Below are 19658 nucleotides of genomic sequence, written 5' to 3'. Positions count from 1 at the left end.
AGATACTTAATTTTTTATGAAAATTGTAAGATGCTTTCATTGTTTTTATTTAAATTTAAAAGGTTTACGAAAAAAAAAGGTTTGATTATTTAAGATTTTTTCACACTTTTGAACTTTAAGAGACAATAGTAATACTAAAGAGTTTTCAAGATAAGTAGTAATAAGGTAGGGGTACAGGTATTACTATTTTGGAATGAAAAGTATTTTAAAAGTATACTCTTTCTAAAATCTATTTAGATTTTAGTGTATAAATAGATGTGTATTAATTTTTAATTAACCACTAACTAAAAATTTATGAAAAAAAGTTTAGTTTCGATGCTAATCCTGTTTTTTATAGGATTACAGGGTGTTTTAGCCCAAGGTCGAGAAGTTTCAGGGGTTGTTACTTCAGCTGAAGATGGGCTGTCGATCCCCGGAGTTTCCGTTATTATTAAAGGTACAACCATTGGTACCACAACCAATCTCGATGGTAAATACTCTTTAAATGTTCCTCAAGGAGAAAATACTTTGGTATTTTCATTTGTTGGAATGACTACTCAAGAGTTGGCAATTACTGGTTCAACTTTAAACGTTGTAATGGAATCTGAGTCTATTGGCATGGATGAAGTTGTTGTAACTGGTTATGGTGTTTCTAAAAAAGCAGCTTTTACTGGAGCAGCAACTACTGTAAGTCAGGAGAAGATTGCTGAAAAAACAGATCCTAACCCTATTAAGGCTCTTGAAGGTACAGTTGCAGGTTTGCAATTATCTACCGATTCAGGACAGCCAGGTGCTCCATCTACAATTTTTGTTCGTGGTCGTGGTTCTCTTAATTCAGGTACTCAACCATTATATGTAATTGATGGTGTACCAATGGAGTCAGGAACATTGGGTATGCGTTCAGACGAAGGTGCTGAGTCTTCTCCTTTGGCAAGTTTAAATCCTGCTGATATTGAGTCTATAACAGTTCTTAAAGATGCTACAGCAACCTCTATTTATGGAGCTAGAGCTGCTAACGGTGTTATCGTTATTAATACTAAATCTGCTAAAGCAGGTGCTAAAACAAAAGTGACTTTAAGTGTTAAAGCTGGTTGGGAAGAGATGCCATCGTTTACAGATGATTATAAGACTGTAAATGCTGATAAATATATTGAGTTACAGAAGGAAGGTATTGTTAATACTGGATGGTGGGGTGACATTACTCCTGCAGATGCTGAGGATATATTTTATAATAGCTCTGTTTCTGGTTTGACAGCTTATGATTTGGGAATTACCAAAGAGAATCAAGCTGATGTAAATTGGTTAGATGAAGTTACTAGATCTGGTAAAATTCAAGAATATAATCTTAGTATTCAAAGTTCAGGTAAAGATGAAAAAGCTCCTAAGTATTATTTATCAATAGGATATTTAGATAATGAAGCTATGATGAAAGGGAAAGATTTTGAGAAATATTCTTTCCGTCTAAATATTGATCAAAAGCCAATTAGTTGGTTAAAATATGGTGTTAATACATCATTATCATATACTCAGACTAATATGGGAGCTAGTGGAGGATACTTTTCAGATCCTGTAACTCAGGCTTATATGCAAGCACCTATTACACCTGTTAAAGATGCTAATGGAGATTGGAACTTTAATACTGTTAATGGATATAATCCAGTTGCTCAAAGAAGTAGCTTGGGAGATAAGTCTAATGCAAAAAACTACCGTGCAATTATATCTCCTTTTGTAACTGTTAATTTAACTCCAGAACTATCTTTTACTTCTAGAGGTGGTTTGGATCTTTTGTATTTAGATGAATTTGGATATTGGTCATTTTTACAACCTCAAGGTAATGACATGAGAGGTATGGGAGAAGATGGAGTTACCAGACAATCTATGGTGACTTTAACTAATACCATGAATTATATTAAGACAATAAACGAAGATCATCATCTTAATTTATTACTTGGTCAAGAGGTTCAAAAAACTCATCAGTATAGTACTTATCTTTCTGGATCTAATTATCCAGTACCTGATAAAAATAATGTATCTTTAGCAGCTACACCAGGTTCTGCATCTACATCAGAATATGATTTGAAATTAGCTTCTTTCTTTTCAAGTGTTCAGTACGATTTCCAGAATAAATATTATTTATCAGGTAGTTATCGTTATGATGCTTCTTCAAGATTTGGTTCTGAGAATCAATGGGCAGGTTTCTGGTCTGTTGGAGCAAAATATAGATTAACTCAGGAAGATTTTATGTCTAGTACAAGTGATTGGTTAGATGATTTAACTGTTCGTTCAAGTTTTGGTACTTCTGGTAACCAATCTGTTGGTGATGGATGGTATGCTGCCAGATCTTTATATGGATATGGTTATAACTATAATTCTAACGGTGGTAGCTCTAGAGAACAAGTTGGTAATCCTGATTTAAAGTGGGAACAAATCGAGAAATTTAATGTTGGTATCGATGCTAGATTCTTGAATAGATTTTCTTTAACTTTAGATTACTATGTTCACAATACTAAGGATATGGTATTTGATATGCCATTGTCTTATACTTCAGGTATGGGTTCATTACCAAAAAATATTGGTGAACTAGAGAATAAAGGTATTGAAGTATCTATTAATGCTCGTGTACTTAATACTGAAGATTTTTCTTGGGATGTAACATTAGTAGGTTCTAAAAATGAGAATAAAATTAAAAAGTTAAGTACTGATTACCCTATCGAAGGAACTTATACAATTGTTGAGCCAGGTAAAGATATCTATACTTTCAAAATGAAAGAATGGGCAGGAGTTAATCCTGATGATGGTTCTGGTCTTTGGTATCTTAATGAAACAGGAGACGAAACAACTAGTAACTATAATGCTGCAGCTAAGCGTTATTTAGGTTCTTCTTCACCTGACTTTTCAGGTAGTTTCTCTAGTAATATGAAATATAAAAACTTTGATTTCTCTTTCCAACTTAATTATTCTTTAGGTGGACAAATCTATGGTAATAATTTACGTTATGATGAAGGAACAGGTAATTCATATAATAATACTACTACTAATTACGTATATGATAATCGTTGGACAACACCTGGTCAGATAACTGATGTGCCTAAATTTGTATGGGGTGGTAATGGAACTAATAGTCATTCATCTAGATATTTAATGGATGGTGATTATTTGAAAATTCAGAATGTTGTAGTTGGATATACTCTTCCAAAATCAATTACTAATAAAATGAAAATAGGTGGAGTTAGAGTTTATGCAAGTGCAACTAACTTGTATACTTTTGCAGCATCTAATTACAGAGGTTTCGATCCTGCAGGTATAGGTCCAAACGGAGTTCAGTGGTGGAATTATCCAGCAGCAAGAAAATTTTTGTTTGGGTTAAATGTTAACTTTTAATATAAAATATAATAAAATATGAAAAATATATTATATACATTATTGTTTTCTTTGACACTAATGTTTGGAGGATGTGATTCCTTCCTTGAAACGACTCCGGAGCAGCAAATAGATTCTGATGTTGCGTTTGCAAAGGTTTCGGATGCAAATGCTGCCATTAATGGTTTGTACTATCGTATGGGGAGTTATTATTTTGCGGGTAATTATGCTATTGCAATTGGCGATTTTGCTTCTGATATTGCAAAAGCAGATGGTTCTTCTGGTCACTTTGTATCTATTAATGACTATACTTTCGCAGATTATACTGGTGAAATTTCTGATATGTGGGAAGTTGGATATAAAATCATTAGTGGTGCTACTGATTTAATAAGTAATGTTGATGCTTTATCTGAAGCATATCCAGCAGAGCTTGAAGATATAAAACTTTACGAAGCTCAAGCTCACGCTTTGAGAGCATACTCGTATTTTTTACTTGTTAATATATATGGTCTTCCTTATGGAACATCAGTTGCAAACGGAGGTTTAGTTCTTATGGATGAGACTCCAATTCCTGTTGAAACTCCTGTTTCTCGTAGTACTGTTGAGCAAACTTATACCTTGATTCTTAAGGATATTGATGCTGCATTAGCTGCTTATGGTGAAACTTCTGCCTCAGTAAATGAATATTATTTCAACAAGGCTGCTGTATATGCATTAGCATCTAGAGTTAATTTGTTCATGAAAGACTATAAGGCTTGTGCAGAATATGCTCAAATGGCTATTGATGAAAGAAATGGTACTCCTGTTGATAATGCTCAATATCTCGAAATGTGGAAAAGTATTTCCTTAAGTAATGAGGATATCTTTACTATCGCAAAAACAAGTGATGATAATCTAAGTGCTAATTCGTTAAATACTTTATATGGTTCTTATGGTGGTGCAGTTACTCAATCTTTAATTTCTGATTTTGAAGCTACTGATATCCGTCTTGGTTTAATTAAGGGTACGCATCCAAAGAAATTCGATGGTATTGCTTCTTCTGCTGCTACAAGTAACATTCCTCAGTTTAGAGTTTCAGAAATGTATTTAAATTTAGCTGAAGCTAAAGCTAGTGGTACAACCCCAGATCTTGCTGCAGCAAGAACAGCTTTGTTGTTCACTGCTAAACGTAATACTGCTATTGTTACCGTTGATGATTTACCTGCTGATCAGGCTGGATTATTAGCATTTATAGCTAAGGAACGCAAAAGAGAGTTTTTCTGTGAAGGTCATCGTTGGTATGATGCCCGTAGAACAGGTGAATTGATCAATGCTAAAGGTGATTTGTTTACTAATTTTGATGTTGCAAAATTCGTTTTTCCAATACCATCTTCTGAGATTAATTCTGGATTCCAATGTGAACCTAATGAAAATTGGGATGCAAATTTACCACAGTAATAAATTGTAAGAAAATTACATTTTGTTAATATTATAATTATCAGGGGTTGGATTTTCCAACCCCTGATTTTTTTTATTTCGTATTCGAGTTTAATTGTAAATGTGTTAGAACGAAAAAATAAATATCCCTTATTAATTTTATCTATAAAGAACTTATAAAATGATATCTTAACTTGATGGATGATGAACTAGTATACGGAGTATTTAGAGGAATTTTAATGCTTAATTCAATATATCTTCTGTCATAACTATTTTGTTTATGCCTTATAAAACCTGTCTAACTATTTAAACGGTTAAGAACATCGATACGGAGTTATAGATATTAATGTTTATCGATAGAGTCAAAAATATTTTTTATAGGTAGGGAGGATTTGATGTGAATTTAAGGATCTATTCATAATCTAGGTGAATTTAGGATTTTATGCATAAATTTTACATACCCTAAACAGGAAAAACTTATATCGTTAACACTTCTAAATTGAGCTCTAAAAGCTTTTAGCTTGGCATTAAAAGATTCGGCAGAAGCATGGGTACTTCTGTTCTCGAAAAAGTTTAAGATTTTCGGATAATGAGTATAAAATGTAGATGCAATTGTATTAAAGGATTTAAATCTTACCTTTTCCACTTTATAAGACCATTTTTCCATATTTAAACGCATTACATTCTTATTTTTGCTTTTAGAAAATAGCATTCTTAAAGCATGAGTCAAACCATAAGCTTGTTTGATATCGGGATACATTTTGAATAGGATCTGAGCTCGTTGTTTTTGTTTTGGAGACCAACAATTTCCTTACTTAAACAACAAATAGCGACTTCTGGCCAGTAATTGCTTTTTAGTATCTCCATTGGCTAATAAATCAGCAATATATTTGTCTTTGGTTTGTTTTGCCAGATGTCGGGCATCTGCTTCTTCCTGGATGGTATTCCATCGGTGCGATATTCTAATCTCTTGCAATGCGTCAAAAGCAAGTTTTTGAACATGAAAACGATCAATCCAAAAGTTTGCCTTTACAAAGCAAGATTTCACAATCCGATTCATACTACCATCCATATCTAAAGTAACCTCAAGAACTATATCTCTTTTTCTCTTATCGATTTGCTTTAGGATATTGATAATCTTATCAGATTCCGTGCCTTCAATTATAGTTACCAAACATCCCTTTCTACCTTTGGCAGCTTTGTTGGTTAGGATCGTATATAATTCGCCATTGGAAAGAGCTGTTTCATCAATACTCAAATGAGAACCAATATTTTTTGTGATATAAAATCCACTGTTTAGCATGATTTTTCTGTTCCCAATCATTAAAGGCACTCAGCTGATCTTTATACAGTTGAGAAAATAATGCCCCATTGATATGATAATGTTTTTCTAAACTATTGGCACTAATTGGATATTGATCCAAATAACTCTTTTAAAAAATCAGCAAATTCTTTAGTATGCTTAGTTCCTTTGCAGGTTAAATCCCAAGTGTTGCTGATAATTTGACTGGTCTCTTTTACCAGGCATTTTCGTCGTCGAATATGAAGATAAACTGCCTTATTACGTATTGGAAAATCCTGTGCGATAGTGGCCGGAGGAAATCCTTTTGACTGCAAAGTATTACTTTTATAGTTTTCAGGATAAATATTACACTCATCCAAAAGTACAAGAATTTGATGTTCATCGACCTTTACAGAGATGATCTCGAAATAATTCCTTAGGTAAAAGCTACTGCAATAATATATGGTAAGATGAATTTGTTGTGCTCATTTTTATCAATCATTTTAGGTGTATAAATATCTGCAGTCATTTTTAATCCACCTAAAATTTGAATTGATCCGAATTTAACAATTTTTTTTATGAAAAAGAGACATAAAGAAAGCAGTAAATAGATGTAAGAAACGACTTTTTACTGCTTTTATTAATTTATTATGTTTTTACTTGTTTCGCTTAATAATCAATTCTTGAGTTAGTTACTTTTGAGTTTATATTAGACTTGTAGGATTATTTTTGATTGTAAAATTCAAATATTTTGATTAAGTCTTTTTCTTTTTTTAGTTTTAACTTATGCTGCTTTATATAACGGGTAATTTTTTGTTGATCATTCCTGAAATATTCCAAGAATTCCTTTTTCTTAGTTGGTAGGAGTTTAATATTCTCATTTTCGATATAATAATAATCTGTTTTTTTTGAAAATCTGCTTTTTGTTGGACCAGAGTATGTATTAACATTTTTATCTCCGGGAATTAGTTTACAGTGATACATTTTAAGTAGTCCAACTGGTTTGTCTACAAGAGATTCCATTATTGAACTCTTAGGTTTATTATCTTCGTAATAATTTATAAATTTAAAATTTGAATTTAGGATTGTTATACGTGATATGTCTTTGGTTTGTTTAAGTTTTCTTATTTCATTTTTGTCATTTTTGATCCAAAATTCTTGAGTATATATATTGTAATGTAATTTATAATCTACTGATTGTTCATTGGTGAAGATTACTTTACCAGTTTCCCAATTTTCTGTAAAAAAAGGTGATCCATCATAATTAACTTTTAAATTGTTGAGGTGTTCCAGTTGGGAAATTCTGACTTCAGAGCTAAAACTGTTAATGTCTAAAAGAAATCTTTCTTCAGCTGTTCTTCCCTGTCCAAAAACAGTTGAGAATAAACAAACTCCAATTATTAATCCTAATATTTTCATCATGTGTTTATAATTTTATTAATCAGATATTACTTAATATGTTACTATAATCATTTGTTTAGATTTTTATGATTCTAAATTTGTTAGAGTATGCTGAATTAAATTAATACTTACTATTTTGACTTAAAATTATTATTATTTTGATACTTAATATCAAATATAACTATATTATGTCTTTATTTTATACACTTATAGTTTTTATTTTGTGTATGAAATAATTTTAAAATTTACTTTTAATTGTAATACAGAAAAGAATATTTTAAGATATAATTTTTTTTATTGAAGTTTAGTTGAATATTATATGGCTATCTATGAAAAGTTACTATTCTGTTTGCCCAATAAAATACTCCTTATTTCTTTCTTTTTACTTTTTTTACATGAAATAGTTTGAAATTCAGTTTATTTACTGAACATAATTCCACTCTAACCTTTTATCAAACAAACGTTTGCAAAAAGTGAGTAAATTTTCCTTTCTTTTCTTGTCTAAAATATGGGAAACGCTACCTTTATCTATGTTTAACAACATTAAGAACTCAATTTTGTTGTTAAGCAAATAAAGAATCAATAAACTTAAGAAAATAGAAGAATTTAGTCTGAGATTAAATCTAACAGTCATGAGTCAAAAGACAAAAGTCATTGAAAAGGAAGAAGTTGTAATTCGATTTTCGGGAGATTCCGGAGATGGCATGCAGCTAACGGGAACGCAGTTTTCCGATACTTCGGCATTGTTTGGAAACGATGTAGCTACATTTCCCGATTATCCTGCAGAGATCAGAGCTCCACAAGGAACAGTAGGAGGAGTATCCGGATTTCAGTTACATTTTGGACACAGCGAAGTGAATACACCAGGAGATTTTGCCGATGTATTGGTAGCAATGAATCCAGCTGCACTTAAAGCGAATCTTAGGTGGATAAAGCCAAGCGGAACCATAATTGTTAACGAAGATAGTTTTACCGATCGGAATCTTGAAAAAGCAGGATATGATTCGGACCCTTTACAGGACGATAAATTAGCCGATTATAATCTTATAAAAGCAAAAGTTACAACACTAACCAAAGAGTGTTTAAAAGATTCAGGACTGGATCAGAAAAGTATTATTCGAAGTAAGAATATGTTTACTTTGGGAATGGTTTACTGGATGTTTGATCGTCCATTAGAGCATACTGAAGAATTTATCGAAAATAAATTTAAAAAACACCCATTAGTTGTTGAGGCAAATAAAAAAGTATTGCGGGCAGGTTTTAATTTTGCAAAAACCATAGAAGCTCTGGCATATAATTTTAGTGTTGCGCCAGCTAATATCAAAAAAGGTACCTATCGAAATATTACCGGAAATAAGGCAACAGCCTGGGGACTAATTGCTGTTGCCGAGAAGGCGGGTCTGGAATTATTTTGTGGATCGTATCCAATTACTCCGGCAACAGAAATTTTTCAGGAATTGGCTGCCCGAAAAGATTTGGGCGTAAAAACTTTTCAAGCTGAAGATGAAATTGCAGGTATTTGTACTGCTATCGGTGCTAGTTTTGCTGGTAATTTTGCGGTAACTACTACTTCAGGACCTGGTTTGGCATTAAAAACCGAAGCAGCAGGATTAGCAGTTATGACCGAATTGCCTTTGGTAATTGTAAATGTTCAGCGTGGAGGACCATCTACCGGACTTCCTACAAAAACAGAACAATCGGATTTAATGCAAGCCTTACACGGGCGAAGTGGAGAATGTCCTTTGCCTGTAATTGCAGCTAGCACATCATCTAATTGTTTTGAGTATGCTTTTCGTGCTGGTAAGATTGCCTTGGAACACATGACCCCTGTTATTTTGCTATCCGATGGTTTTATTGCCAACGGAGCGGAACCATGGCGTATTCCTAAAATGGCAGATCTTTCAGATATTAATGTGCCAATAGCTAAAGAAGGAGAAGAATATCAGCCTTACGCGCGTGATGAAGAAAAATTGGCAAGAAAATGGGCAGTTCCGGGAACTAAAGGGTTGGAGCATAGAATTGGAGGCCTTGAAAAAATGGATGTTACAGGTGAGGTTTCTTATGTGCCGGAGAACCACCAGGTAATGAGTGATATTCGAGCTAAGAGAATTCAAAAAATTGCCAATTTCATTCCTGATGTACCCGTAAAAGGTAATGATGATGCCGATGTATTGGTAGTAGGTTGGGGTGGTACTTATGGACATTTAACAACTGCTGTAAGAGAATTGATTGCAGAAGGTAAAGATATTGCATTAGCTCATTTTCACTATATTTTTCCATTGCCTAAAAATACCGAAGAGGTATTTAGCAGATATAAGAAAATTATTGTTTGTGAATTAAACAATGGTCAATTCGCAGAGTACCTAAGAAGTCAGTTTCAGCACATAGATTTTAAGCAATACAATAAACTACAAGGCTTACCATTTACAGTTTTGGAATTAAAACAAAAGTTTAATCAATTATTGGAGGAGAAATAATCATGGCAGATTCATTATTAAAACAGCAAGCTCCTGAAAAATTGACTCCAAAAGATTTTAAAAGTGATCAGGAAGTTAGATGGTGTCCCGGATGTGGAGACCACGGAGTATTAAACTCGGTTCAGAAAGCCATGGCAGCTTTGGAAATTCCGAAAGAAAAATTTGCCGTAATCTCTGGTATCGGATGCTCTTCTCGTTTTCCATATTATATGAATACTTACGGATTTCATTCGATTCATGGACGAGCAGCAGCTATTGCATCAGGAGTAAAATCAGCAAATCCCGATTTGGAAATTCTTCAGATTTCAGGCGATGGAGATGCTTTAGCTATTGGAGGAAATCATTTTATTCATGCTATTCGCAGAAATATTGATATGACCATTCTTCTTTTTAACAACGAGATTTATGGTCTTACTAAAGGGCAGTATTCTCCAACTTCTAAGCAGGGGATGATAACTAAAACCTCTCCTTACGGAACAATCGAGCAACCTTTTCATCCGGCAGAACTCGCATTGGGAGCTCAATCGAAGTATTATGCCCGTTCGATTGATACCAATATAAAATTGACAACTGAAATTTTACTTTCGGCATCGAAACATAAGGGAACTTCTATTGTTGAAATTCTTCAGAATTGTGTAATTTATAACGATGGTGCTCACTCTTTAATTACCAATAAAGAAAAGAAAGACGATTACCAATTGGTATTGAAACATGGTGAACGTATGATATTTGGTAAGCAGCGCAATAAAGGATTGGTAATGGGAGGCAATGGTAAGTTGGTTGTTGTAACAATTGGCGAACATGGCATAACCGAACAGGATATTCTAATCCACGATGCGCATACTCCGGATCCACACATGCACTGGCTTTTATCCAATATGGCAGCACCCGAATATCCTGTTGCCTTAGGCGTTATTCGCGATGTAGCTGCACTTTCTTATGAAGAGAAATTGGTTCAGCAAATTAAAGATGTTCAGGCAAATGCAACAATTAAATGTATGGATGATCTTTTAAATAGTGGTGATACCTGGGAAGTAGAATAGTTAAAATTATATAAAGATTATAAGCAAGAGGAAACAATGAGTTTCCTCTTTGTTTTTTACGAAAAAAAATCCCTATTTTCGCCAACCTTTTTTTAGATAAATGAGATTGATTATCAAGCTTAATTATTTATGCGCAACAACATTTTAATGTATCAGTAAAACAGATGGAATACATTAATTTTATTAGTATTTTGTATTGATAATTTTGATAAGAAAAAACATACAAACACAAAATATAAACAACACCTATGGAAGAGATTTCGATTTCTAAAATTTATAAGAGAAAGAAGAACGATCGGGATATATTTCAGGAATTGATGCCTTATAAGGTAAAAGAGATTCTTTTGATTGCCACTTACTATGATGCATATACCATTGTTAGAGAAGGACAATTTTCCGATAAGATTGTAGGAGAATATTTGCAGTTAAATTTATATGCAGCTCCCAGGTTTACAAGTGTTGCCACTAGTGAAGAAGCCGCAGAAGCTCTCGAAACCCGCCATTATGATATGGTAATTTTAATGGCTGGATTAGATAAGGAGTCTCCGCTGGAATTGAGTAAACAGATAAAAACTGTGAATCCGGATATTCCCGTATTGGTACTGGTAAATAACAATAGCGATTTGGCTTATTTCGATCGGGCAGCCGACAAAATAAAAAATAATATCGATCGTGTGTTTGTTTGGAATGGCTCCACCAAGATATTTATGGCAATGACCAAATATATCGAGGATAAAATGAATCTTGAACCAGATACAAAAAGTGGTGATGTTCGGGTTATACTACTTGCCGAAGATTCAGTGAAATATTATTCCAGGTATTTACCTTTGCTGTATACTTCGATAATGACTCAAACTCAGAAAGTAATTTCGGATGAAGGAGATATTGACGAATTGCATAAAATTCTAAAAATGCGCGCCAGACCAAAAGTAATTTTGGTAAGTACTTTCGAAGATGCTGTTGAGGTTGTAGATAAATATCTTGAAAATCTTTTGTGCGTAATTTCTGATGTTAGATTTGCCCGAGATGGAAAACTCGACGATGATTCAGGTGTTGATTTAATAAAATATGTGCAGGCAAAAAATATGAAAATTCCATGTTTAATGCAATCGCACGATACCGATAATGCTATAAGAGCAATGCAGGTTGATGCTGATTTTATAAATAAAAACAGTGATACATTGGCATTGGATATTTATAATTTTATTTATACAAAACTAGGATTTGGAGACTTTGTATTTCGAAACCAAAGCGGAACAAGGGTGGCTATTGCCAAATCGATGGAAGAGTTCGAAGAAAAATTAAAATACATACCCGATGAATCTTTGTTGTTTCATTCGAAGCGAAATGGTATTTCGACCTGGCTAATGGCTCGTGGTGAAATTAATGTGGCCAAAAAATTAAGAAGATATCAAATCGAAGATTTTAAATCGGTAAAAGATCTTAGAAAATTTTGTTTAGATGTATTCGAAGCTTCTAGAATTAAACAATTGCGTGGTCGTATTATTCGATTCAGACCTAATATATTAAATTCTAATAATTACGTTGTTCGATTAGGAAGAGGTTCTTTAGGAGGAAAAGGTAGAGGATTGGCCTTTTTAAGTAATTTTATCGAGAATATTTACTTTAAAAAGTTGATTAAGGACATTAATATTTCTATTCCCCAAACCGCAATTATTGGGGTTGATGAATATGATAATTTTATCGAAAAAAATGATTTGTATGATAAAATCTATATCGATAAAAATTATAAAAAAGTTAAAGATTTATTCCTGAAAGGTGAAATTCCTGAGAAATTGAGCAAAAAACTCCGTTTGTATCTCGAAGAAATGAAAAAACCTATTGCTGTGCGTTCTTCTGGTTTATTCGAAGATTCGTTAATGCAGCCTTTTGCAGGAGTATATGCCACTTATTTATTGCCGAATAACGATTCTGATATCGAAGTAAGATACCAGCAACTGATTACTGCCATTAAATTAATTTATGCCTCTATTTTTACTCCAGAGGCACAATCCTATTTTAGTGCTGTCGATTATAAAATTGAGGAAGAAAAAATGGCAGTGATCATACAGGAAGTGGTAGGTCAGGAGTACAATGGTAAGTTTTATCCAAATATTAGTGGAGTTGCTCAATCGTACAATTATTATCCATTCTCATACATGAAACCCGAAGATGGTTTTGCGGTAATAGCCATTGGTTTGGGAAAATATGTTGTGGGAGGAGAAAAAACACATCGTTTTTGTCCTGAGCATCCAAAATTACAATTGGCATCCATCGAAGATCAAATGAAAGATTCTCAAAAGTATTTTTATGCAATAGACATGAAAAAAGAGAATATCGATTTAATTAAAGATGGAGAAGATGCAGTAACCATAAAATATGAATTGTCGGAGGCCGAAAAGGATGGAAACCTTCTTCATTGTGCTTCGGTATACGATTTTCAGAATGATAGAATAGAGCCGGATTTATCATTAAGAGGCCCTAGAGTAGTTGATTTTGCTAATATTTTAAAATACAATCAGGTTCCGGTAGCAAATGCATTAAGTGTATTGTTAAATATCTTTAAGCAGGCAATGGGTGCTCCTGTCGAAATAGAATTTGCTGTTGATCTATCGAAAGGAAAAGATGGTAATCCTACATTTCATTTGTTGCAGATTAAGCCATTAATTCGTCAGGAAATGAGTATCGATATTGATATGTCGAAGGTTGTGAAAGATAAATTGGTAATGATTGCCAATAAAGGAATGGGGAATGGTAAGGTAGATCATATTCGTGATGTTATTTATATGGATTTGAGTAAATTTGACAGAACCAAAACCGAGGAAATGGCTGAAGAAATGGCACTGTTAAATCAAAAAATGAAAGAACAGGATCGACAGTATGTTTTATTTGGTCCCGGACGTTGGGGAACCCGCGATAAATTTACAGGAATACCAGTTCTTTGGTCACAAATTTCCAATGCCAAAGTAATTGTAGAACAGGGATTAGAAGATTTTCCGTTAGATGCTTCTTTAGGATCTCATTTTTTCCATAATGTTACTTCTATGAATGTAGGTTATTTTTCGATTAAAAATAATACTGAGCAGAACTTTGTTAACATAGAAATATTAGATAAACAAGAAAAAATAGAGCAAGTTCATTATTTTAAACATGTGAGGTTTAAGGAACCTTTAGAGGTTTTAATGGATGGTAAGAAACAAACCAGTGTAATAAGTTATAAATAATAAGAAAGGAGGCTAGAGGCCTCCTTTTTATTCTTAAAATTGATTACAAAAGAAAAGCTCGCCTGTAAAGACGAGCTTTCGTATTTATTTTGAGGTATTATCCTTGAAAAGAATCAACACCAGCAGTTTCCATTTTACGGTCAACTTTTTTTACTAATCCCTGAATTACTTTCCCCGGACCAATTTCGGTAAAGGAAGAAGCACCGTCAGCAATCATATTTACCATTGTTTGAGTAAAGCGAACCGGAGCAGTTAATTGTGCAACAAGGTTCTTTTTAATCTCGGTAGGATTGGTAACAGGTTTAGCATTTACATTTTGGTAAACAGCACATGTTGGAGTCGCAAAAGTTGTACTTTCAATAGCAGCTTCCAGTTCAACACGAGCAGGTTCCATTAAAGGAGAGTGAAAAGCACCACCTACTTTTAGAGGTAAAGCTCTTTTTGCACCAGCTTCTTTTAATTTCTCACAAGCAATTTCGATTCCTTTCATGCTACCTGAAATTACCAGCTGACCCGGGCAGTTAAAGTTTGCAGGAACAACCACTTCGCTAATTTCAGCACAAACATTCTCAACTGTTTCATCGTCTAAACCAATAATAGCTGCCATTGTTGATGGCTCTAGTTCGCAAGCTTTTTGCATTGCCATAGCACGCTGAGAAACCAATTTAAGACCATCTTCGAAAGAAAGAGCTCCGTTGGCTACTAATGCCGAAAATTCACCTAAAGAGTGACCTGCTACCATTTCAGGTTTAAAATCATCGCCTAAAGTTTTAGCAAGAATAACCGAGTGTAAGAAAATTGCCGGTTGGGTTACTTTTGTTTGTCTTAAATCTTCATCGGTTCCGTCAAACATCAAATCGGTAATGCGGAAACCCAGAATATCATTAGCTTTTTCGAAAAGTTCCTTGGCAAGTTCCGAATTCTCGTATAGGTCTTTTCCCATACCTACAAATTGGGCACCTTGTCCCGGAAATACATATGCTTTCATCTTTTTTAATTTTTAGATTTCTGAATGCAAAAAAATACATTCAGCAACTCATATCAGCCAAATCATTTTTAGAATGACTAAAATTGATTATGAGTTCAAATCATTCTTAATTAAAATGTTTGATCCGAAAAATTGGATCAATCATCAGGTTAAGTTTTAAATTATAAGGGCGCAAAGATACCTAATCTGTTTGCAATGTGCAATTATCGCTCGCTTTATGCCAACAAATTAGGTCTTGATTTATTTTCTAAAGTCTTGTTTTTTAGATTGTTTTTGCCGAAATCAAACGAATAAACTCTTCACGGGTAGCTACTTTTTCAAAAGCTCCGGTAAAGTCTGATGTCGTAGTTATTGCATTTTGTTTTTGCACACCGCGCATCGACATACACATGTGTTGAGCTTCGATAACAACAGCAACTCCTAAAGGATTTAATGTTTGTTGAATGCAATCTTTAATTTGTGTAGTTAATCGTTCCTGAACCTGTAAACGACGAGCAAAAGCCTCAACTACTCGGGCAATTTTACTAAGTCCGGTAATGGTTCCGTTTGGAATATATGCAACGTGAGCTCTTCCAACAAATGGTAACATATGGTGTTCGCACATTGAGTATACTTCAATGTCTTTTACAATAACCATTTGTTTATAGTCTTCCTTAAACATCGCCGATCGCAAAATATCTTCAGGTTTCTGATTATAGCCCTGAGTTAAAAATTGCATGGCTTTTGCAACACGCAAAGGTGTTTTTATTAAACCTTCACGCTCCGGATCTTCACCAAGTAATTCCAATACTTTTTTATAGTGATACATCAGTTCCTCTATGGTTTCCTGATCGTATTTTTCTATTTTTGTGAATCCTTTATTTTCTTGTCCGTTGATTGAAAATTCCATTCGTACTTTGTGTTTTAATTTAAGTCGATCTTTCGATATGCAAAATAAATATAAATTTTACCGATAATACAAACTTTTACATGCTTTGTTTTAGCTAAGTTCTTGCAATGATGGATATTTTGATTACTACAGATGATTTTGAGTGCCTTAAAAAATTCATGAAAAAATTGATTTTGGTAGAAAACCTGGGAGTGAATTATGCCCGGTTTAGCTATGAGAATTTATCAATTGATATTTTGATATATGGCATAGGAAGTGGAATGGCTACTTACGAATTAACTAAAGTGCTAAATTCGCATAAGTATGATTTGGTTTTGCAGTATGGCAGATGCTATGCATTGAAGGATCATCCGGAAAAAAATCAATTAGTTTGTATAATTGACGATTATTTTGGTGATTTAGGATTTGGTAACGCCAACGATTTTACATCGATATTTGATCTTAACTTGCGCTCTAAGAATGAAATTCCATTTAAAGAAGAAACATTGGAAAATGACCTTATTTTTTCTGAACTGTTTCAGGATATTAAAAAGGTAAGCGGAATTACCTGCAATAGTATTCCTTTAAATTTACAGGATATTTCAAATTCCTATCTAAAGAATCATCCTGATGTAATAAGTCGTGAGGCAGCGAATTTACTATATGTCTGTCTAAAAGAAAAAGTGAAAATTATACAGTTATATTACGTATTGGATAGAGTAGAAAATTTAAATTATAACAATAAATTTTCCGACGAAATGAGTGATGCTATAATTTTAAATTTAGAGGCATTTTTACTCGAATTGCCATTGTTAAAAATTAATTAAAGTGGACAAGAACTGCTTTTTTGTAGTAGATAGCCTGAAATAAACCCCTTGCAAACATAAAGCCCAGCATGGCAATCCAAAGGCCATGATTTTCCAGTATTCCATTTAATAAATAGTAAAGCGGAATAAATACCAGTAAGGTTGCCGCCATCATTGTTTTACGCATGTAGGCCGAGGCGGTAGCTCCAATAAAAATGCCATCCATAAGGAAGGATGCAAAACTAATAATTGGTAGTAGTATTATCCATTTTAAATAATTCTTTGCCATAGATATTGTTGAGTCGACATTGGTAAGCATTGCTAGAATATCGATTCCAAATAAAGCATAAAAAATAGTAAATAAAACACTTATGCTTATTCCCCAAATAAATAAAAGACGTATTACCTGAGCTAAATTTTTAGAGTTGTTGGCACCAATAAATTTACCCACCAAAGCTTCGGCAGCAAAGGCAAATCCATCCATAAAGTAAGAAAATATAAATAGAAATTGTAGTAGTAATGAGTTAACGGCTAATATATCTTTGTTTACTCCAGCCGATTCGGTAGTGAAAAAAGTAAAGACAAATATTATGCAAAGAGTTCTGATAAATATATCCTTATTAATAGTAAAGAAGTTTTTTAGTTCGGCAAGTTTCATCATGCCCTTTGCACTCCAATATTTAAATAGGCGGCGATAATATTTAAATATAAAAAATAAGGATAATAATAAACTACAATATTGAGCAATCACAGTTCCTAAGGCTACTCCTCTGGCATCTAAATTTAATCCGTAAACAAAATAACTCGAAAGACAAATATTTAAAATATTACTTGTAATGGCAATTATCATTGGAATTTTAGAGTTCTGCATTCCAATAAACCAGCCCGTAAGAGCATATAAACCAATTGTTGCAGGAGCAGCCCAAATTCTAATGTAAAAATATGATTTTGCAATTGTTTCTACAGAATTTTCACTATCGATTAGGTAAAAGCTTAGACTTGCAATTGGGTGCTGAAGAAGAATTATAATTGTACTTCCTGCCAGTGCAACGGCTAAAGCTCTGGACAGAGAGAGTATGCTTTCGCTTAAATTTCTTGCTCCGTAGGCTTGAGCGGTTATTCCTGTAGTTCCCATTCTAAGAAAGGCAAAACCCCAGTAAAGAAAATTAAAAATTGTTCCTCCAAGAGCAATGGCTCCAATAAAATCTACTTTACCCAGATGACCCATTAATGCCAAATCAACAATTCCCAGTAAAGGAATGGTAATATTGCTTATAATATTGGGTAAGGCTATGTTTAGAATTTTCTTATTCACTTTTAAATCGCTTTTATAAGAGCACGAAAGTAGCTAAAAATCTTGGTTATATCGAGCTTAAAAATTATAGTTAAAAATAAAAGACAAAAAAGTCTTTAAATTAATTGGATTTAATCCAGATAAAAATTAGTTTTGTTGAAAACGCAAATAATTTTAGTATTAGCAGATATCTTACTTTATTATTATTTGAATAGAAATTTTGATTGCATCTCATTTTCGAGAAGTGATTAATTGGGAGAAAGCGATAAAACGCTTTCAGGATTAGTTTTGTTTATTGTTTTTTTGATTTTGAAGCCGATTCTAAATTTAGGATCGGCTTTTTTTTGCTTTTTAATTGAATTTCTGAATTTTTATTGTGAAATTAAAGCTTAAATAAAAAAGTAAAATTATGGAACACAAACTACCAGTATTACCGTACAAATTAAATGAGTTAGAACCGTATATAAGCCAGAAAACATTGGAGTTCCACTATGGGAAACATCATCAGGCATATATTAATAATCTTAATAATCTTATTAAAGGAACAGCCTTTGAAAATGCGAGTCTCGACGATATCGTAAAGAATTCTGAAGGTGGAATTTTTAATAATGGTGCTCAAACCTATAATCATACCTTTTATTTTGAGGCATTAAAACCCAATGGAGGCGGAGAACCTAAAGGCAAATTAAAGGAAGCTTTGCTTTCAACTTTTGGATCATTCGAAGCTTTTAAAGATGAATTTGCGAAAGCTGGAGCTACTCTTTTTGGTTCGGGATGGGCTTGGTTAGCTATTGATGCAGGTGGAAAATTGGTTATCATGAAAACATCAAATGCAGGTAATCCTTTAAGAGATGGTTTTAAGCCAATTTTAACAATGGATGTGTGGGAACATGCTTACTATTTGGATACCCAAAATGCTCGTCCGAAATACATTGAGAATTTCTGGAACGTAATTAATTGGGATATTGTAGAGAAACGATTTGAGGCGTAAAGCCCGGTATGAATAAAAGCCAGTATTAATTTTTTAGTACTGGCTTTTTTAAGGCCTAAATTTTTAAAAATTGTATTTCATTATGATATTCTGATTTTTTATGCAATGTTTCTGTAAGCCAAATTTTTCATAAATATGAATTGCTTCTATTGCGTTCTTATTCACTTCAAGTTGTATTTCTTTAAAAGATTCTTTTTGAGCATAGGCCATGCAAGCCTTCATTAATTCCCCGGCTATTCCTCGGCCATTAAATTTTTTGAGTACACTGACATTGGTGATAAATGAGTTTATTTTTTGTTTATCGTTAAAGTAAGTGGCTATTAGTCCAACTAATATTTTATTGTGCCAGGCTTCAAAAGTAATTGAGTTTTTGTAAATTTTATCGGAATATTCTTCGAGATTAACTGTTTGATCAAGAGGAGGTATAAAAAGATTTTTACATGTATCTAGATGTGCTAAAATATCTGTACTATTGGCAGTTTTTGTTTTATATTCTATCATGATTAAATTAATATTTTTTTACTAAAAT

At 33.1% G+C, this 19658-nt stretch carries 13 protein-coding genes and 1 pseudogene; 7 read left to right on the top strand and 7 right to left on the bottom strand.

The window, feature by feature from the left end; genetic code table 11:
- Positions 1–294 precede the first annotated feature (294 nt).
- Positions 295–3360: a SusC/RagA family TonB-linked outer membrane protein gene (locus tag ACT3CE_RS02115; protein ID WP_444708117.1), complete on the top strand. Its 3066-nt coding sequence runs from the start codon at positions 295–297 to the stop codon at positions 3358–3360.
- A gap of 18 nt (positions 3361–3378) precedes the next feature.
- Positions 3379–4776: a RagB/SusD family nutrient uptake outer membrane protein gene (locus ACT3CE_RS02110; protein WP_444708116.1), complete on the top strand. Its 1398-nt coding sequence runs from the start codon at positions 3379–3381 to the stop codon at positions 4774–4776.
- A gap of 394 nt (positions 4777–5170) precedes the next feature.
- Here ACT3CE_RS02110 and ACT3CE_RS02105 read toward each other — a convergent pair.
- From ACT3CE_RS02105 to ACT3CE_RS02095, 3 genes and pseudogenes are all read right to left on the bottom strand, one after another.
- Positions 5171–6058 (bottom strand): annotated as a pseudogene (locus ACT3CE_RS02105) (ISAon1 family transposase).
- Between the two features lie 101 nt (positions 6059–6159).
- Entirely contained in the window at positions 6160–6417 is a 258-nt protein-coding gene (locus tag ACT3CE_RS02100) for an ISAon1 family transposase N-terminal region protein (protein WP_444708115.1), read from the bottom strand.
- A 343-nt stretch (positions 6418–6760) separates the two neighbouring features.
- Complete coding sequence (locus ACT3CE_RS02095; RefSeq protein ID WP_444708114.1) at positions 6761–7459, bottom strand: hypothetical protein; 699 nt, start codon at positions 7457–7459, stop codon at positions 6761–6763.
- A 611-nt stretch (positions 7460–8070) separates the two neighbouring features.
- Here ACT3CE_RS02095 and ACT3CE_RS02090 point away from each other — a divergent pair.
- From ACT3CE_RS02090 to ACT3CE_RS02080, 3 genes are all read left to right on the top strand, one after another.
- Positions 8071–9915: a 2-oxoacid:acceptor oxidoreductase subunit alpha gene (locus tag ACT3CE_RS02090; RefSeq protein WP_444708113.1), complete on the top strand. Its 1845-nt coding sequence runs from the start codon at positions 8071–8073 to the stop codon at positions 9913–9915.
- Between the two features lie 2 nt (positions 9916–9917).
- Entirely contained in the window at positions 9918–10958 is a 1041-nt protein-coding gene (locus ACT3CE_RS02085) for a 2-oxoacid:ferredoxin oxidoreductase subunit beta (protein WP_444708112.1), read from the top strand.
- Between the two features lie 248 nt (positions 10959–11206).
- On the top strand, positions 11207–14182 hold the full coding sequence (locus tag ACT3CE_RS02080) for a PEP/pyruvate-binding domain-containing protein (RefSeq protein ID WP_444708111.1): 2976 nt from the start codon (positions 11207–11209) through the stop codon (positions 14180–14182).
- 97 nt (positions 14183–14279) lie between these two features.
- Here the strand turns inward: ACT3CE_RS02080 and fabD are convergent, their stop codons facing one another.
- Both fabD and folE read right to left on the bottom strand, forming a co-directional pair.
- Positions 14280–15170 carry an ACP S-malonyltransferase gene (gene fabD / locus ACT3CE_RS02075; RefSeq protein ID WP_444708110.1) on the bottom strand — a complete coding sequence of 297 codons (891 nt, stop codon included), beginning with the start codon at positions 15168–15170 and terminating at the stop codon, positions 14280–14282.
- 262 nt (positions 15171–15432) lie between these two features.
- Complete coding sequence (gene folE / locus ACT3CE_RS02070; protein ID WP_444708109.1) at positions 15433–16059, bottom strand: GTP cyclohydrolase I FolE; 627 nt, start codon at positions 16057–16059, stop codon at positions 15433–15435.
- Positions 16060–16217: 158 nt separating this feature from the next.
- Between folE and ACT3CE_RS02065 the strand changes: the two genes are divergently transcribed.
- Positions 16218–16865 carry a hypothetical protein gene (locus ACT3CE_RS02065; protein WP_444708108.1) on the top strand — a complete coding sequence of 216 codons (648 nt, stop codon included), beginning with the start codon at positions 16218–16220 and terminating at the stop codon, positions 16863–16865.
- Here ACT3CE_RS02065 and ACT3CE_RS02060 read toward each other — a convergent pair.
- A complete protein-coding gene (locus ACT3CE_RS02060; RefSeq protein WP_444708107.1) occupies positions 16858–18159 on the bottom strand; it encodes an MATE family efflux transporter in 1302 nt (433 codons plus the stop codon). The two genes, ACT3CE_RS02065 and ACT3CE_RS02060, sit on opposite strands and share 8 nt — an antisense overlap.
- Positions 18160–18547: 388 nt before the next feature.
- On the opposite strand from ACT3CE_RS02060, the gene ACT3CE_RS02055 reads away from it, so the two are divergent.
- The gene (locus tag ACT3CE_RS02055) at positions 18548–19129 is read left to right on the top strand and encodes a superoxide dismutase (RefSeq protein WP_444708106.1); all 582 of its coding nucleotides are present in this window, start codon (positions 18548–18550) and stop codon (positions 19127–19129) included.
- A 63-nt stretch (positions 19130–19192) separates the two neighbouring features.
- On the opposite strand, the gene ACT3CE_RS02050 is transcribed toward ACT3CE_RS02055, so the two are convergent.
- A complete protein-coding gene (locus tag ACT3CE_RS02050; protein WP_444708105.1) occupies positions 19193–19630 on the bottom strand; it encodes a GNAT family N-acetyltransferase in 438 nt (145 codons plus the stop codon).
- Positions 19631–19658: the final 28 nt, after the last annotated feature.

It is taken from the genome of Marinifilum sp. RC60d5 (assembly GCF_052400665.1).
Lineage (GTDB): Bacteria > Bacteroidota > Bacteroidia > Bacteroidales > Marinifilaceae > JBQTGK01.
This window is presented reverse-complemented; position numbering and strand designations above follow the sequence as displayed.

What these genes read in the sequence shown, in the direction of transcription:
- ACT3CE_RS02115 (WP_444708117.1), top strand. Translation starts at nt 295, where the DNA reads ATGAAAAAAAGTTTAGTTTCGATGCTAATCCTGTTTTTTATAGGATTA.
- ACT3CE_RS02110 (WP_444708116.1), top strand. Translation starts at nt 3,379, where the DNA reads ATGAAAAATATATTATATACATTATTGTTTTCTTTGACACTAATGTTT.
- ACT3CE_RS02095 (WP_444708114.1), bottom strand. Translation starts at nt 7,459, where the DNA reads ATGATGAAAATATTAGGATTAATAATTGGAGTTTGTTTATTCTCAACT.
- ACT3CE_RS02090 (WP_444708113.1), top strand. Translation starts at nt 8,071, where the DNA reads ATGAGTCAAAAGACAAAAGTCATTGAAAAGGAAGAAGTTGTAATTCGA.
- ACT3CE_RS02085 (WP_444708112.1), top strand. Translation starts at nt 9,918, where the DNA reads ATGGCAGATTCATTATTAAAACAGCAAGCTCCTGAAAAATTGACTCCA.
- ACT3CE_RS02080 (WP_444708111.1), top strand. Translation starts at nt 11,207, where the DNA reads ATGGAAGAGATTTCGATTTCTAAAATTTATAAGAGAAAGAAGAACGAT.
- fabD (WP_444708110.1), bottom strand. Translation starts at nt 15,170, where the DNA reads ATGAAAGCATATGTATTTCCGGGACAAGGTGCCCAATTTGTAGGTATG.
- folE (WP_444708109.1), bottom strand. Translation starts at nt 16,059, where the DNA reads ATGGAATTTTCAATCAACGGACAAGAAAATAAAGGATTCACAAAAATA.
- ACT3CE_RS02065 (WP_444708108.1), top strand. Translation starts at nt 16,218, where the DNA reads ATGAAAAAATTGATTTTGGTAGAAAACCTGGGAGTGAATTATGCCCGG.
- ACT3CE_RS02055 (WP_444708106.1), top strand. Translation starts at nt 18,548, where the DNA reads ATGGAACACAAACTACCAGTATTACCGTACAAATTAAATGAGTTAGAA.
- ACT3CE_RS02050 (WP_444708105.1), bottom strand. Translation starts at nt 19,630, where the DNA reads ATGATAGAATATAAAACAAAAACTGCCAATAGTACAGATATTTTAGCA.